At 44.6% G+C, this 14961-nt stretch carries 11 protein-coding genes and 1 pseudogene; 5 read left to right on the top strand and 7 right to left on the bottom strand.

Annotated features, from left to right (window positions below):
• Window positions 1-6 precede the first annotated feature (6 nt).
• From atpD to glmU, 3 genes are all read left to right on the top strand, one after another.
• The gene (gene atpD, locus A1QC_RS06530) at window positions 7-1410 is read left to right on the top strand and encodes a F0F1 ATP synthase subunit beta (RefSeq protein ID WP_017024246.1); all 1404 of its coding nucleotides are present in this window, start codon (window positions 7-9) and stop codon (window positions 1408-1410) included.
• A 48-nt stretch (window positions 1411-1458) separates the two neighbouring features.
• On the top strand, window positions 1459-1884 hold the full coding sequence (locus A1QC_RS06525; protein ID WP_017024245.1) for a F0F1 ATP synthase subunit epsilon: 426 nt from the start codon (window positions 1459-1461) through the stop codon (window positions 1882-1884).
• A gap of 144 nt (window positions 1885-2028) precedes the next feature.
• Window positions 2029-3387, top strand: coding sequence for a bifunctional UDP-N-acetylglucosamine diphosphorylase/glucosamine-1-phosphate N-acetyltransferase GlmU (glmU, locus tag A1QC_RS06520; protein WP_017024244.1), 1359 nt, complete (start codon window positions 2029-2031; stop codon window positions 3385-3387).
• A 115-nt stretch (window positions 3388-3502) separates the two neighbouring features.
• Here glmU and punC read toward each other — a convergent pair whose 3' ends face one another.
• Window positions 3503-4690 carry a purine nucleoside transporter PunC gene (gene punC, locus A1QC_RS06515; protein WP_026025710.1) on the bottom strand — a complete coding sequence of 396 codons (1188 nt, stop codon included), beginning with the start codon at window positions 4688-4690 and terminating at the stop codon, window positions 3503-3505.
• 148 nt (window positions 4691-4838) lie between these two features.
• Between punC and punR the strand changes: the two genes are divergently transcribed.
• Entirely contained in the window at window positions 4839-5738 is a 900-nt protein-coding gene (punR, locus tag A1QC_RS06510) for a DNA-binding transcriptional activator PunR (RefSeq protein WP_017024242.1), read from the top strand.
• Between the two features lie 124 nt (window positions 5739-5862).
• Here the strand turns inward: punR and ilvA are convergent.
• The 5 genes and pseudogenes from ilvA to ilvG all read right to left on the bottom strand — a co-directional run bounded on the left by ilvA (window position 5863) and on the right by ilvG (window position 12259).
• A pseudogene (gene ilvA, locus A1QC_RS06505) lies at window positions 5863-7409 on the bottom strand (threonine ammonia-lyase, biosynthetic).
• Window positions 7410-7414: 5 nt separating this feature from the next.
• The gene (ilvD, locus tag A1QC_RS06500) at window positions 7415-9256 is read right to left on the bottom strand and encodes a dihydroxy-acid dehydratase (RefSeq protein ID WP_017024241.1); all 1842 of its coding nucleotides are present in this window, start codon (window positions 9254-9256) and stop codon (window positions 7415-7417) included.
• A 136-nt stretch (window positions 9257-9392) separates the two neighbouring features.
• Window positions 9393-10331, bottom strand: coding sequence for a branched-chain-amino-acid transaminase (gene ilvE / locus A1QC_RS06495; protein ID WP_017024240.1), 939 nt, complete (start codon window positions 10329-10331; stop codon window positions 9393-9395).
• A gap of 24 nt (window positions 10332-10355) precedes the next feature.
• Window positions 10356-10613, bottom strand: a complete 258-nt coding sequence (ilvM, locus tag A1QC_RS06490; RefSeq protein ID WP_017024239.1) for an acetolactate synthase 2 small subunit — start codon at window positions 10611-10613, stop codon at window positions 10356-10358.
• Window positions 10613-12259, bottom strand: coding sequence for an acetolactate synthase 2 catalytic subunit (gene ilvG, locus A1QC_RS06485; RefSeq protein ID WP_017024238.1), 1647 nt, complete (start codon window positions 12257-12259; stop codon window positions 10613-10615). The genes ilvM and ilvG overlap by 1 nt, the downstream gene beginning before the upstream one ends.
• Window positions 12260-12729: 470 nt before the next feature.
• On the opposite strand from ilvG, the gene A1QC_RS06480 reads away from it, so the two are divergent.
• A complete protein-coding gene (locus A1QC_RS06480) occupies window positions 12730-14253 on the top strand; it encodes a YifB family Mg chelatase-like AAA ATPase (protein ID WP_017024237.1) in 1524 nt (507 codons plus the stop codon).
• 88 nt (window positions 14254-14341) lie between these two features.
• Here the strand turns inward: A1QC_RS06480 and A1QC_RS06475 are convergent, their stop codons facing one another.
• The gene (locus A1QC_RS06475) at window positions 14342-14941 is read right to left on the bottom strand and encodes a thiol:disulfide interchange protein DsbA/DsbL (protein ID WP_017024236.1); all 600 of its coding nucleotides are present in this window, start codon (window positions 14939-14941) and stop codon (window positions 14342-14344) included.
• Window positions 14942-14961 lie beyond the last annotated feature (20 nt).

The raw sequence follows: 14961 nt of genomic DNA, 5'->3' as shown, positions 1-14961 counted from the left end.
TTAACGATGGCTACAGGTAAGATCGTACAGATCATCGGTGCAGTAGTCGACGTAGAGTTCCCACAGGACAGTGTACCTCGTGTATACGATGCCCTGAATGTTACTGATTCTAAAGAGCGTCTTGTTCTTGAAGTTCAGCAACAACTTGGCGGTGGCGTAGTTCGCGCAATCGTAATGGGTAGCTCTGATGGTTTACGTCGTGGTTTGGAAGTATCGAATTCAGGTGCTCCAATCTCAGTACCAGTAGGAACAAAAACACTTGGTCGCATCATGAACGTGTTAGGTGATGCTATCGATGAGTGTGGTGAAATTGGCGCGGAAGAGCATTACGCTATTCACCGTGCAGCACCAAGTTACGAAGAGCAATCTAACGTAACGGAATTACTAGAAACTGGTGTTAAAGTAATCGACTTAATTTGTCCATTCGCTAAGGGTGGTAAAATCGGTCTATTCGGTGGTGCTGGTGTAGGTAAGACCGTTAACATGATGGAACTTATCAACAACATCGCATTGCAACACTCAGGTTTATCTGTGTTTGCCGGTGTTGGTGAGCGTACTCGTGAAGGTAACGATTTCTACTTTGAAATGCAGGAAGCTGGCGTTGTAAACGTTGAAGAACCTGAAAAATCAAAAGTAGCAATGGTTTATGGCCAAATGAATGAGCCACCTGGAAACCGTTTACGTGTAGCACTGACTGGCCTGACTATGGCGGAGCGTTTCCGTGATGAAGGTCGTGACGTACTATTGTTCATCGATAACATTTACCGTTATACCCTTGCAGGTACAGAGGTTTCGGCTCTACTAGGTCGTATGCCATCTGCGGTAGGTTATCAGCCAACACTAGCAGAAGAAATGGGTGTTCTTCAGGAACGTATCACGTCGACTAAACAAGGTTCTATTACCTCTGTTCAGGCGGTATACGTACCAGCGGATGACTTAACCGATCCATCTCCTGCGACAACGTTTGCTCACTTAGATGCAACGGTTGTACTTAACCGTAACATCGCAGCAATGGGTCTATACCCTGCGATTGACCCATTAGATTCTTCATCTCGTATGTTGGATCCATTAGTGGTTGGTCAAGAGCACTACGGTATTGCTCAAGGTGTACAGACGACACTACAACGTTATAAAGAGCTAAAAGACATCATCGCGATCTTAGGTATGGATGAATTATCTGAAGAAGATAAGCAACTTGTATCTCGTGCTCGTAAGATTGAGCGTTTCTTAACTCAGCCTTATCACGTTGCTGAAGTATTTACTGGCGACCCAGGCGTGTACGTTTCTCTAAAAGAAACATTACGCGGCTTTAAAGGTCTGATTGCTGGTGATTACGATGACATTCCAGAGCAAGCGTTCATGTACTGCGGTACGATTGACGATGCTGTTGAGAATGCTAAGAAGCTTTAAGTTTATATAAGCTTAAATTTATAAGCATAAAGCGAATTAGGAGGCAACATGGCTATGACTTTTCACCTAGACATCGTAAGTGCTGAGAAGAAACTTTTCTCTGGTACGGTTGAGTCTTTCATGGTGACAGGTAGTGAAGGTGAACTAGGGATTTACCCTGGCCACACCCCGCTTCTGACTGCTATTAAGCCTGGCATGGTGCGTTTAGTGAAACAACACGGCCACGAGGAAATTATTTATATTTCTGGTGGTATGGTAGAAGTTCAACCGGGTACTGCGACAGTACTGGCTGATACGGCTATTCGTGGTGAAGAGCTTGACGCCGCTAAGGCTGAAGAAGCCAAACGCAAAGCTGAAGAGAACATTCAAAATCAGCATGGCGATATCGACTTCGCACAAGCGGCAAGTGATTTAGCGAAAGCGATTGCTCAGCTACGAGTTATTGAACTAACTCGTCAGACACGTCGTAAGTAATTAGCATTAGTAGAGTAAATGGAAAGGCGGCCCTATATGGTCGCCTTTTTTATATTTATTGAGCTTAGTTTTACGAAGTTTTAATTAAAATAGTATATAAATAAGTTAATATTCTAAGAGTTTATAAATACAAAGGGAACGTAAATGAATTTTAGCGCTGTTATTCTTGCTGCGGGTAAAGGCACTCGCATGTATTCAGAGAAGCCGAAGGTCTTACACACTTTAGCTGGTCGCCCAATGGCTAAGCACGTTATTGATACCTGTACTGGTCTTGGCGCGAAAAATATTCATTTGGTTTATGGTCATGGCGGCGACCAGATGAAACAAACGTTGCAAAATGAGCCAGTTAATTGGGTTTTGCAAGCGGATCAGTTAGGGACGGGGCATGCAGTTAACCAAGCTTCTCCTGATTTTGCTGATGATGAAAAAGTATTGATTCTTTATGGTGATGTGCCATTAATTTCAAGTGAAACGGTTGAAAACCTGCTTGATGCCCAACCGACCGGTGGTATTGCATTACTGACGGTTATTTTAGATAAGCCAGCCGGTTATGGTCGTATTATTCGTAAGAATGGCCCAGTTGTGGCGATTGTGGAACAAAAAGACGCCACAGAAGAACAAAAACTTATTAAAGAAATTAACACGGGTGTGATGGTCGCCACCGGTGGTGATCTTAAGCGTTGGTTATCGGCATTAAAAAATGAAAATGCTCAAGGTGAATATTACCTAACGGATATTATTGCGGCGGCGCATGATGAAGGCCGCGCGGTTGAAGCGGTACATCCGGTGAACCCTATTGAAGTTGAAGGCGTGAATGATCGCTCGCAACTGGCGCGTTTAGAGCGTGCTTATCAAGTCATGCAAGCGCAAAAATTATTAGAGCAAGGCGTGATGCTACGCGATCCAGATCGCTTTGATTTACGAGGCGAATTACAGTGTGGTATGGATTCTGAGATCGATGTTAACGTAATTATCGAAGGCAATGTTTCTATTGGTGATAATGTCTTTATTGGTGCTGGATGCGTTCTTAAAGATTGTGAAATTGACGATAACAGCGTGATCAGTCCTTACACGGTAATTGATGGTGCGACTGTTGGTGAAGAGTGTACTGTTGGTCCATTTGCTCGCCTGCGTCCAGGAACAGAGCTTAAAAATAAAGCTCATGTGGGTAATTTTGTTGAAATTAAAAATGCACGTTTAGGTAAAGACTCTAAAGCAGGTCACTTAACCTACCTTGGTGATGCTGAGATAGGCGAGCGTGTTAACGTTGGCGCAGGTGTGATCACCTGTAATTACGATGGTGCCAATAAATTCAAAACCATTATTGGTGATGATGTATTTGTCGGTTCTGACTCACAATTGATTGCCCCTGTGAGTATCGCAAATGGTGCTACTATTGGTGCAGGAACCACACTGACTAAAGACGTTGGTGAAAAAGAATTAGTGATTACTCGTGCTAAAGAGCGTGTGATTGCGGATTGGAAACGCCCAACTAAGAAGTAAGTTATATCGATTACTTTGAATACCAAGTGATAAACACAAAATGCCGCAACTTTTTTAAGAGTTGCGGCATTTTTTATGCTTATTGTTATTTTAACTATGATTTACATCTAAACGATTAACTTTCTTCAACAAGGTCGACCGTGAGTGCTTTTTTAGACGTTGATAAGAAATAACCGGCCAATAACCCTGCCGTACATAATACAGCTGTGATGCCTGTTGTTGGTAATGCTTGGCTAGCATAAGTGGCGACCAAGGCACTGGCTAAACCACTCACACAGATCTGTAAGCTATTTTGTAGACCGGCTGCTGTGGCTGGGCTATTTTTGCAGCTCGATAATGCACGATTGACTACGATTGGATAAAGCGCACCATTGGCTACTGCAATAAAGCAAAATGGAATCAATACTGGCCAGATAGTGCTAAGTGCCATGTGCGAAGCAACAAACATGATCGTTGCAGACACCGCGAATAGTGCCAGCAGAACTTTTAACACTTTAGCATCGCCAATTTTTGTCACATAGCGTTTACCAAAATAACCACCAGCCATAAATGCAATGGTTTGAGGGATAAAGCTTAAACCAATGTCTTTAGCATCATATCCCATAGACGTCATGATTTCTGGCATGCCCGTCAAGTAGGCAAAGAAACAAGCCGAAGCCATAGCAAATATCATCACATTGCCCAAGTACACACGAGAACTGAATAACGCTTTGATATCTTGCTTAATGGAAGTCTGTTTTGGTTCTTCTGCTTCATCTTGCGGTTGAGCAAGGGTAAACCACGTTAGCGCAGCGCCCACGACAGTTAAGAAGATAAAAATACTCGACCAACCAAAGTGACTCATTAAAAACACGCCCAGTTGTGGCGCAATTGCTGGCGACAATGCCACTAGCGGCATAATTGAGGCAAACACTTGCTGGCTGACAGAGCTTGAATAACGCTTAATCACCATGGCTTGCCAAATCACCGCAGGAGCACACACGCCAATCGCTTGAACAAAACGTAAGGTTAATAGTTGCCATACTTCTTGGCTAAAACCTAAACCAAGTGAGGCTAATGAGAACAGCACTAAACCTGCTGCCAGCGTATTACGATGACCAAATTTATCAGAGGCTAAACCCCATAATAATTGACCCGATGCCATACCCGCTAAGAAGATGGATAAAGATAGGGCAATTGATTCTGGGCCGGTTGAAAAATGAGTTTCTAGGACTTTAAACGCAGGTAAGTACATGTCGGTGGCAACAAAGCCCAACATCGAAAGTGCTGCGAGGTAAAAAAGTTGTGTTTTTGCAATATTCATAACGGTGCCATTCATGTTCTTTGTGGTTGATGGCAATAAGCGCATCCATACCGATAGAAGCATTATAAATTTTCCTTGTGACAAAATTAAACGTTATAATTTTGAGTTAGCATTCAAATTTTTTGATGGGTAGTGGGGCGCTCTAATTATGTATTCGAAACAATCATTACAAATGCTCGATACTATTGCTCGTTTAGGCAGTTTTACTGCGGCAGCTGAGCAGCTTCATAAAGTACCATCTGCCATTAGTTATGCGGTTAGACAGGTTGAAGATGAGCTTGGTGTGAAAATATTTAATCGTTTAGCTCGAAAAGTAGAGTTAACCGAAGCGGGGCAGCATTTTATCAATGAAGCTCGCCAATTATTGCGCCATATGGAAGAAGTCAAAGCGCAAACCAAGCGGGTAGAAAATGGTTACCATAAAACCGTTAAGCTGACTTTAGATAACATCGTCAAGCTTGAGCAGCTAAAACCTTTGATTGAAGATTTCTACCAAACCTTTGATTTTGCTGAACTTCAGATCAATATGGAAGTCTTTAATGGTTCGTGGGAAGCGATATCGGAAGGTCGTGCTGATGTGGTGATTGGTGCGACGTCGGCGATTCCGGTCAGTGGCGACTACGGCGTTAAATCCATGGGCAGTCTTGATTGGGTGTATGTTATGGCCGCGGATCATCCTTTGGCGGGTAAAGCGACACTAACCAATGAGGACTTATCAAAGATACCGGCGATTTGTTTAGATGATACGTCGACCATTTTACCTAAACGCCATACTTGGCACTCAGCTCAGCAGCGTCGTTTATTGTTGCCAAATTGGTTTAGTGCCATTGAGTGCCTGAAAAATAAAGTGGGCATGGGCTATATGCCGCGCCACATGGCAGAGCACTTTATTGATCAAGGGATATTAATTGAAGCACAAATCAGTGGTGATAAACCGTTGAGCGCTTGTTGCTTAGTGTGGCGCAAAGATGATGGTAATAAGCTAGTGGAATGGTTGATTGAATACCTAGGAGATAGCGAGAAGATGTATCAGGATTGGTTGGAGTAGAATATACGCGGAGAAGATGTGAACGTTTATCGTTGCTCGAAAAAGAAAAAAGCGCTTGCTGTACATGACTCTTTTTCAAGTCACAATCAGCAAGCGCTCAGATTAAGAAAGTGAACGATAAACGTTAACTTAAAAAGAACTTATACGACGGGCTGTCGTTTTCATCTTTATATTGATAACCCAACTCTTGCAAGTGAGCAGAAAAACGCTCCAAATCACTTTCTTCAAGCTCAAAGCCACATAACACTCGGCCATAATCAGCGCCGTGGTTGCGATAGTTGAACAGGCTGATGTTCCAATGCGTGCCTAAGGTGGTTAAAAAGTTTAACAGGGCACCAGGCGACTCTGGAAATTCAAAACTGTATAAGCGTTCGCTAAGCGGCTTTAATGGTTTACCACCAATCATATAGCGAATGTGCAGTTTTGCCATTTCATCATCAGATAAATCTGCTACCGGGTAGCCTGCTTGACGCAATTCTTCGACAATATGATCTAATTCTTGCTGACCATCTTGCAAACGCACCCCGACAAAAATGTTGGCTTGTTTGTCATCGTTATAACGGTAGTTAAATTCGGTGACCGCACGACCGCCAATAATATGGCAGAATTCCAAGAAAGCCCCTTGTCTTTCCGGAATGGTCACCGCGAGTAAACCTTCACGTTTTTCACCTAATTCACAACGCTCTGAGACATAACGCAAACCGTGAAAGTTGGTATTTGCACCAGAAAGTACCGTACCCGTTGCTTGCCTTTCAGTTTGTTTTTCTCGGCATATTTTTTTAAACCCGCTAATGCCAGTGCGCCAGAAGGCTCGGCAATGGCTCGGGTATCTTCAAAAATATCTTTGACTGCTGCGCAAATTTCATCACTTGAAACCGTAATGTGGCCATCAAGGTATTCTTGGCATAAACGGAAGGTTTCATTACCAATGATTTTCACTGCCACGCCATCGGCAAACATACTCACGCGATCCAGTGGCACTGGTTTGCCGGCATCTAATGCCGCTTTCAAACAGGCAGAATCTTCAGGTTCGACAGCAATCACTTTGATTTCTGGCATCAATTGCTTGATCAGTACCGCCACACCTGCGGCTAAACCACCACCGCCAACAGGCACAAAGATATAATCTAAGTGACCATTTTGTTGCAGCATTTCCATACCAATGGTGCCTTGACCGGCGATCACCAATGGGTGATCAAATGGAGGTACATAGGTGTAGCTATGTTTTTCGGCGAGGCGTTCGGCTTCGGCTTTGGCTTCATCAAAATTACTGCCATGTAAAACCACTTCACCGCCATAACCGCGTACCGCATTGACTTTGATATCTGGAGTGGTTTTCGGCATTACAATGATGGCGCGAATCGACAAGTGCTTACCCGATAATGCAATCCCTTGAGCATGATTGCCGGCTGAGGCGGTGATCACACCCGCTTGTTTTTGCTGCTCGGTTAAACTGGCAACCATGTTATAAGCGCCACGCAGTTTAAAAGAGTGCACCGGTTGGCGGTCTTCACGCTTAAGCTGAATAAGGTTACCTAAGCGTTCAGACAGTCGGGTCATTTCTTGTAAAGGCGTCACCACTGCGACTTCATAGATCGGCGCGCGCAAGATCTGACGCAGGTACTCTGCGCCGGTTCTTGGTAGATCTTCTGTATGTCTATCATCCGCCATAGGGATTATCCCTCTAGCTTAGATTTATCACGTACTGCGCCTTTATCTGCGCTGGTCGCAAGCATCGCGTAAGCTTTAAGGGCATAAGACACCACACGTTCACGATTGGCAGGTTTCCAACCCAATTGATCTTGTTTGGCGCGACGTTCTGCTAATTCTTGCTCGCTAACTTCAAGTTCAATGGTACGGTTTGGAATATCGATAGTAATGATATCGCCTTGGTTAACTAAACCAATAGTACCGCCATCGGCCGCTTCTGGAGAAGCATGTCCAATAGAAAGACCTGAAGTACCACCAGAGAAACGACCATCGGTTAACAGTGCACACTCTTTCCCTAAGCCCATTGATTTTAAATAGGTGGTTGGGTACAGCATTTCTTGCATTCCCGGGCCACCTTTTGGACCTTCGTAGCGAATAACGACTACGTCACCCGCTTTCACTTTACCACCTAAAATACCTTCAACGGCGCTTTCTTGGCTTTCAAATACCACAGCAGGGCCTTGGAATTGTAGGCTGTTCTCATCCACACCTGCGGTTTTTACAATACAGCCATTCAGTGCGATATTGCCGCTTAATACCGCTAAACCACCATCTTGGCTAAAGGCATGTTCTTTGGTGCGGACACAACCATTTTCACGGTCATCATCAAGCGTGTCCCAACGGCAATCTTGTGAGAAAGCTTTGGTGGTACGGATACCAGCAGGGCCAGCGCGGAAGAAGGTTTTCACCTCTTCTGACTCAGTTTGCATGATGTCGTATTGAGCCAGTTGCTCAGACATGGTTAAGCCCAATACCGTATTGGTTTGGTTGTTGATAAGACCGGCTCTATCCAACTCACCTAAAATTGCCATCACGCCACCTGCACGGTGCACATCTTCCATGTGGTATTTCGGGGTAGACGGTGCCACTTTACAGATGTTTGGGATCAAGCGAGACATGCGATCGATGTCTTCCATGGTGAAGTCAATTTCACCTTCTTGCGCTGCTGCAATTAAATGCAATACGGTGTTGGTTGAACCACCCATCGCCACATCAAGTGCCATGGCATTTTCAAATGCATCGCGTGAAGCGATATTACGTGGAAGGGCAGACTCATCATCTTCAAGGTAGTAACGCTTGGTTAATTCAACAATGCGTTGACCTGCTTTTAAGAACAATTGTTCACGGTCGGCGTGAGTGGCGAGCATTGAACCATTACCCGGCTGGCTAAGGCCCAGCGCTTCGGTTAAACAGTTCATTGAGTTGGCGGTAAACATGCCTGAACATGAACCACAAGTAGGACACGCTGAACGCTCTACTTGCTCACTTTGCGCATCAGAAACTTTTGGGTCGGCACCTTGGATCATCGCATCGACTAAATCCAGTTTGATCAGTTGATCAGAAAGCTTAGTTTTACCCGCTTCCATTGGACCACCTGAAACAAAGATGACTGGGATGTTTAGGCGTAGTGATGCCATTAACATTCCCGGAGTGATTTTGTCACAGTTAGAAATACACACCATGGCATCGGCGCAGTGTGCATTCACCATGTATTCAACTGAATCGGCAATCAATTCACGAGAAGGCAATGAGTACAACATGCCGCCGTGACCCATCGCAATGCCATCATCTACCGCAATGGTGTTGAATTCTTTGGCAATCCCGCCTGATTTTTCAATCTCAGCAGCCACCAATTGCCCCATGTCTTTTAAGTGCACATGACCGGGTACAAACTGAGTGAATGAGTTTACAACGGCAATGATTGGTTTACCGAAATCTTCTTCTTTCACGCCAGTGGCGCGCCATAAAGCACGAGCACCAGCCATATTGCGGCCATGAGTTGTAGTAGCGGAGCGATAGATAGGCATAATTTGAAATCCTTTTAATGTCCCCCCCTTCGTTCTTGAAGCTACAGCGTTGTTCACTGCGTTCATTCGCCTAGCGGCAACTTCAATTACGTTGGGGGAGCGATATATTTAAATTCGATAATATTGAGTTAAAATCTTACTTCTTTTGTGGGTAGACTGGATCAAGCCAGCCCCACTTATCTTCAGTGGTACCATTAAATAAGCCAAAGAAGGTTGATTGAATATGTTCAGTGATCGGGCCACGTTTGCCAGAGCCAACGGTGATTTGATCAACACTGCGCACCGGTACGATTTCAGCAGCTGTGCCTGTCATGAAAATTTCATCGGCAAGATAAAGAGCTTCACGTGCAATGTTTGCTTCTTGTATTTCATAACCCAGCTCTTTGGCGAGGATCACAATCGAATCGCGCGTGATGCCCGGTAAAATTGAGCTGGTGGCGGGTGGGGTTACAATTACGCCGTTTTTCACAACAAAAATATTTTCGCCAGCACCTTCTGAAATATAACCACTTACGCTAAGCGCAATCCCTTCATCATAACCATGGCGACGAGCTTCACCGCCAACTAATAATGAAGATAGGTAGTTACCCCCAGCTTTGGCTGCTGTTGGTATGGTGTTTGGGGCGGCACGATTCCAACTTGAAATCATCGCATCTACGCCATTTGCCAGTGCTTCTTCACCTAAGTATGAGCCCCAAGGGAAAGCAGCAATGATCACTTCCATTTGTGAATCCACCGGTGGGCACACGCCCAAACCCACATTACCCACAAAACCCAATGGGCGAATATAAGCGGAATCTAACTTGTTCGCGCGTAGCGTTTCACGGCAGGCTTCCATCATTTCATCGACAGTATAAGGAATAGGGAAGCGGTAAATTTTGGCGGAGTCTTCCAAACGTTGCATGTGCTCTTTATGGCGAAACACAATCGGACCATTTGGCGTGTTATAGCAACGAATGCCTTCAAAAACAGAGGTTCCGTAGTGCATTGCATGCGTTAATACGTGGACATTAGCTTCTGCCCAAGGAACCATCTTTCCATTAAACCAAATAAAATCTGCCGTGCTGGTCGCCATTTTGTCTTCCTTTTTAAATCCGCGTTATTCTTCTGAGAGGTGTGTTTGCAACAGTTGGGTTTCTACTGTGCGAATATCCCAAAGCTTTTCAATTTGATTGATCAAAATACTGATAGGTCTTGCGCTATCGACAATGATTTCCACTGTGGCGATATCACTTTCATGGTTTACGGTAGCGATCACTTGTCGAATAGTAAAGCCACGATGACGGATAACCCGCAATACACGTTCAAGTAATACCGGTTTATCATCGGCTTTAATGTTGAGTTGATATCTGTCCATTAGGTGTTCTCCAACATGTCTTGGTTTGCAGCGCCCGGTGGCACTAATGGCCAAACATTTTCTTCTTCAGAAATAAGCACGTGTAATAGGTATGGGGTTTCACTGGCCAACATTTCTTTTAATGCCGGCTCGACTTCTTCTTTACGAGTAATGGTTTTTCCCGGAATGTCGAATGCTTGCGCCAACATGATGAAATCTGGGTTATCGTCTAAAATGGTCTCACTGTGGCGACCATCAAAGAACAAGGATTGCCATTGGCGAACCATGCCTAAACGTTGGTTGTTCAGTAGCACCATTTTTACTGGGATTTTGCGACGTTTTAACGTTCCCAGCTCTTGGATATTCATCATAAATGAACCATCACCGGTGATCAGGATTGATTCATCATCTGGGCGCGCGACTTTTGCACCCATGGCCGCGGGTAAACCAAAGCCCATGGTACCAAGGCCAGCTGAAGTGATGTAATTTTCAGGGGCACGTGGTTGAATGTGTTGCGCCGCCCACATTTGATGTTGGCCAACGTCGGTTGAAACGATGGCGCTATCCGGCATCATATCGCTTAATTGCTTTAACAGTTTTGGTGCGTAGATCAAATCGCCCGGGTGGTTATAACGCCATTTGAATTTGGTACGAAGACGATCGCAATGTTCGATCCATTCTGAAATATCCGTACTTAATTCAAGTTGAGGTAATAGAAGATTCAAATCACCACGTAACGGAGCATGCGCATGACGCAGCTTGTTAAATTCAGCGGCATCGATATCTAAGTGAATCACTTTGGCGTGTGGCGCAAAGGTATCTAGTTTGCCGGTGACTCGGTCATCAAAACGCGCACCCACGACAATCAGTAAATCGGCATCTTGCACCACTAAGTTAGCGGCCTTGGTACCGTGCATGCCTAACATGCCTAGATAATGAGGGTAATGACGCTCAATAGAACCTAAGCCTTTCAAAGTGCTCACCGCTGGCATTGGGTTTAACTTTAGAAACTCACGTACGGTTTGCGTTGCTTTAGCCAGTTGAACCCCACCACCAACATACAAAACAGGTTTACGGCTTTTGGCTAGGACTTGTTGCGCTTGTTCGATGGAATTTTTACTGGCAACAGGAATCGCAGGTGGCGTGAATTCAGGTAAGATTTTAACGGGTGCTTCGGCAAGTTGAACATCTTTGGCAATATCGACTAATACTGGGCCCGGTCGACCTGATTTAGCCAATTCAAACGCTTCTGCCAATGTCGGGGCAAGATCTTTGACATCGGTTACTAGATAGCTATGTTTACAACAAGATAGCGACATACCGATCACATCCATTTCTTGGAAAGCATCGGTACCAATGTGAGTACTGGCTACTTGACCGGTAATCGCAACAATTGGAATGGAATCCATCAATGCATCGGCAAGACCGGTCACTAAGTTGGTTGCACCTGGGCCTGATGTGGCCATACAAACGGCCACTTCTTGAGTGGAACGTGCCATACCAATTGCGGCCATGACCGCGCCTTGCTCATGACGGCATAGGATGTGTTCAACTCCACCGTCATACAAAGCATCGTAAATTGGCATGATGGCACCGCCCGGGTAGCCAAATACAGTTTTTATCCCTTCTTGTTGTAATGCACTTACAACCAGTTCTGATCCATTCATTGGTTGCACTCCTGCATTTCATTGCGTGTTGTGTTGTGTTGTCGACATTCTTCCATTTGAGAATTGCTCATTGGCATATCCTTGTCCTGCTCTCGTGGCTGACATTCGCTTGTTATTATTTTTATTGGCTCATGTACTTTTGTATAAAAAAGATAATAAAAAACCCCCGGACTTGAGTGCGGGGGCTAGATAGTGTTGGTTGTTACTTGTCGCTCACTACACCCCGCGCGGACCGAATAATGACCACGTTAATGAGAATAATCAGAGTGTGAATACGAGCGATTGGATTCATTTCAATTCCGTCTGAATCAGTAACAATAATTTGTTCTTCTAGTGGTATCACATAATTTGATTATATTACAAGCAAAAACTCACACTTTTTTCACCATCCGACTCAGTTCAAAGCTTGTATATAAAGGTATACAGAGAGAAAACAGCCAATTATGGCGAATCAATCAATAGGTGAATAAATGGAATTGGCAATTATACACAGCCGAGCGTGTGTTGGGGTGGAAGCGCCAGAAGTGACGGTTGAAGTGCATATTAGCAATGGCATGCCGGGTTTTTCTTTGGTTGGACTGCCGGAAACTACGGTTAAAGAATCAAAAGATCGCGTGCGCAGTGCCATTTTAAATTCGAACTTTGAATTTCCGGCAAAACGTATCACGGTCAATTTAGCCCCAGCGGATTTACCCAAAGAAGGCGGGCGATTTGATTTGCCGATTGCGTTGGGGATTTTGGCGGCCTCTCAACAAATTGCGGTTAACAAATTAGAAGGCCATGAGTTTGTTGGTGAGTTAGCGTTATCAGGAGAATTGCGCCGAGTGAAAGGGGTGCTTCCTGCGGCATTGGCGTGTATGAAACAAGATCGTCGCTTAGTGGTGCCGAATGACAATGGCGACCAAGCGGCTTTAGTTGGGCAAGGAACGCATAAATCTGCTGCGACATTATTGGAGGTGTGCGCAGATTTATGTGGTCAGCAAACCATGAGCTTATTTACCTCATCGAACCCACCGCAAGCCAAACCCAATGAACGGGACTTACAAGACATTATTGGTCAGCAACAAGGAAAGCGAGCATTAGAAATAGCCGCAGCAGGGTCTCACAACTTATTATTCTTAGGGCCACCGGGAACCGGAAAAACCATGTTAGCGTCGCGTTTGTGCGATTTACTGCCTGAAATGAGTGATGATGAGGCGTTAGAAAGTGCTTCGGTGGCGTCTCTCACTGACATTGAAATTAATCATCACAACTGGAAGGCTCGCCCTTTTCGTTCACCTCATCATTCAAGCTCGATGGCGGCGTTAGTTGGCGGTGGTTCTATTCCTCGTCCGGGAGAAATCTCGCTAGCGCACAATGGCCTACTTTTTTTAGATGAAATGCCAGAGTTTGATCGAAAGGTGTTGGATTCACTGCGTGAGCCGCTTGAATCGGGTGAGATTATTATTTCTCGCGCGGCTGGGAAAACGCGCTTTCCGGCACGATTTCAGTTGGTTGGGGCGTTAAACCCAAGCCCCACAGGTTATTATGAAGGCTCACAAACGCGGACTAATCCACAAATTATTTTACGTTATTTAAGCCGTCTATCTGGGCCGCTGCTTGATCGTTTTGATATGTCGATAGAAATCCCATCACTGCCCAAAGGCACGCTTTCACAAGGTGGAGACAGAGGAGAAACCACAGAAGCAGTTAAACAACGAGTGCTACAAGCAAGGCAATTAATGCTCACTCGAAATGGAAAGGTTAATGCCTTGCTCTCTAGCCGAGAAATAGAAACCTTCTGCCGTTTAGAAAAAGCCGATGCGGAGTTTTTAGAGCATGCTTTGCATCAATTAGGGTTATCGGTTCGGGCTTATCATCGGATCTTGAAAGTGGCACGCACGATAGCTGATTTAGCTCAATCGGAATGCATTAGTAAAGCGCATTTAGCGGAAGCGTTAGGGTATCGCAATATGGATAGATTGCTCAAACAACTTACGGCCCAAGCGGTGTAGTGTGCTGTTGCTATCTATAAAAAATGGGAAGCGACTGTCTCTTCCCATTCTTATTTAAAGTTGAAATTAACTATTTGACGGGCGTTTATTATTTCTTTAATAAAGAATCAATCAGATCAAAGTATTCATTAAGATCTTTGATTTTGCTTGAGTTAACAATGTATTTGTTATTAACCACAACCGTTGGAACGCCTGATAAGCCGCTATCTTTAAATGATTTATCAAAACGACGAACCATAGAATCAACCGCGAAGCTGTTGTAAGTGCCATCAAAGTCAGCAGCAGACACGCCGTTGTCTAAGAAAATTTGGCGTAGTTCAGCTTCATCTTTAGGTGGATTGCGTTGTGCGTGAATGCGGTTAAATAGCACAGGTACTAATTTGTCATCTACATTTAATGACACCATTGTCGCGTAAGCTTTGCTCATTGGTTGACCCATGTTGCCACCCATGAAAGAAACGGGCACTTTTTCAAAATCGGCTTTGCCATCAAGGTGTTTTTTCAATGCGCCAATCATAGGTTCGAAGTCATTACAGTGTGGGCAATAAAAAGAGAAGAACTCGGTTACTGTTGGGCTTGATGAATGAGGTAAGTCGACTACTTTGTAGTAATCGCCTTCAGGGAAACGCTCAGCTTGGGCTGCAAAGCTTAATAACAAAGCAGCAAACAGGGTAAAGATTTTTTTCATTAGTGAATCAACTCCATTTC

It is taken from the genome of Vibrio rumoiensis 1S-45, assembly GCF_000286955.2.
GTDB classification, from domain to species: domain Bacteria; phylum Pseudomonadota; class Gammaproteobacteria; order Enterobacterales; family Vibrionaceae; genus Vibrio; species Vibrio rumoiensis_A.
The sequence above is the reverse complement of the archived record's forward strand: the minus strand, read 5'-3'. Positions and strand labels throughout refer to the sequence as shown.

Bases quoted from the DNA above. Each gene is read 5' to 3' on its own strand.
- atpD (WP_017024246.1), top strand. From the start codon at position 7: ATGGCTACAGGTAAGATCGTACAGATCATCGGTGCAGTAGTCGACGTA.
- A1QC_RS06525 (WP_017024245.1), top strand. From the start codon at position 1,459: ATGGCTATGACTTTTCACCTAGACATCGTAAGTGCTGAGAAGAAACTT.
- glmU (WP_017024244.1), top strand. From the start codon at position 2,029: ATGAATTTTAGCGCTGTTATTCTTGCTGCGGGTAAAGGCACTCGCATG.
- punC (WP_026025710.1), bottom strand. From the start codon at position 4,690: ATGAATATTGCAAAAACACAACTTTTTTACCTCGCAGCACTTTCGATG.
- punR (WP_017024242.1), top strand. From the start codon at position 4,839: ATGTATTCGAAACAATCATTACAAATGCTCGATACTATTGCTCGTTTA.
- ilvD (WP_017024241.1), bottom strand. From the start codon at position 9,256: ATGCCTATCTATCGCTCCGCTACTACAACTCATGGCCGCAATATGGCT.
- ilvE (WP_017024240.1), bottom strand. From the start codon at position 10,331: ATGGCGACCAGCACGGCAGATTTTATTTGGTTTAATGGAAAGATGGTT.
- ilvM (WP_017024239.1), bottom strand. From the start codon at position 10,613: ATGGACAGATATCAACTCAACATTAAAGCCGATGATAAACCGGTATTA.
- ilvG (WP_017024238.1), bottom strand. From the start codon at position 12,259: ATGAATGGATCAGAACTGGTTGTAAGTGCATTACAACAAGAAGGGATA.
- A1QC_RS06480 (WP_017024237.1), top strand. From the start codon at position 12,730: ATGGAATTGGCAATTATACACAGCCGAGCGTGTGTTGGGGTGGAAGCG.
- A1QC_RS06475 (WP_017024236.1), bottom strand. From the start codon at position 14,941: ATGAAAAAAATCTTTACCCTGTTTGCTGCTTTGTTATTAAGCTTTGCA.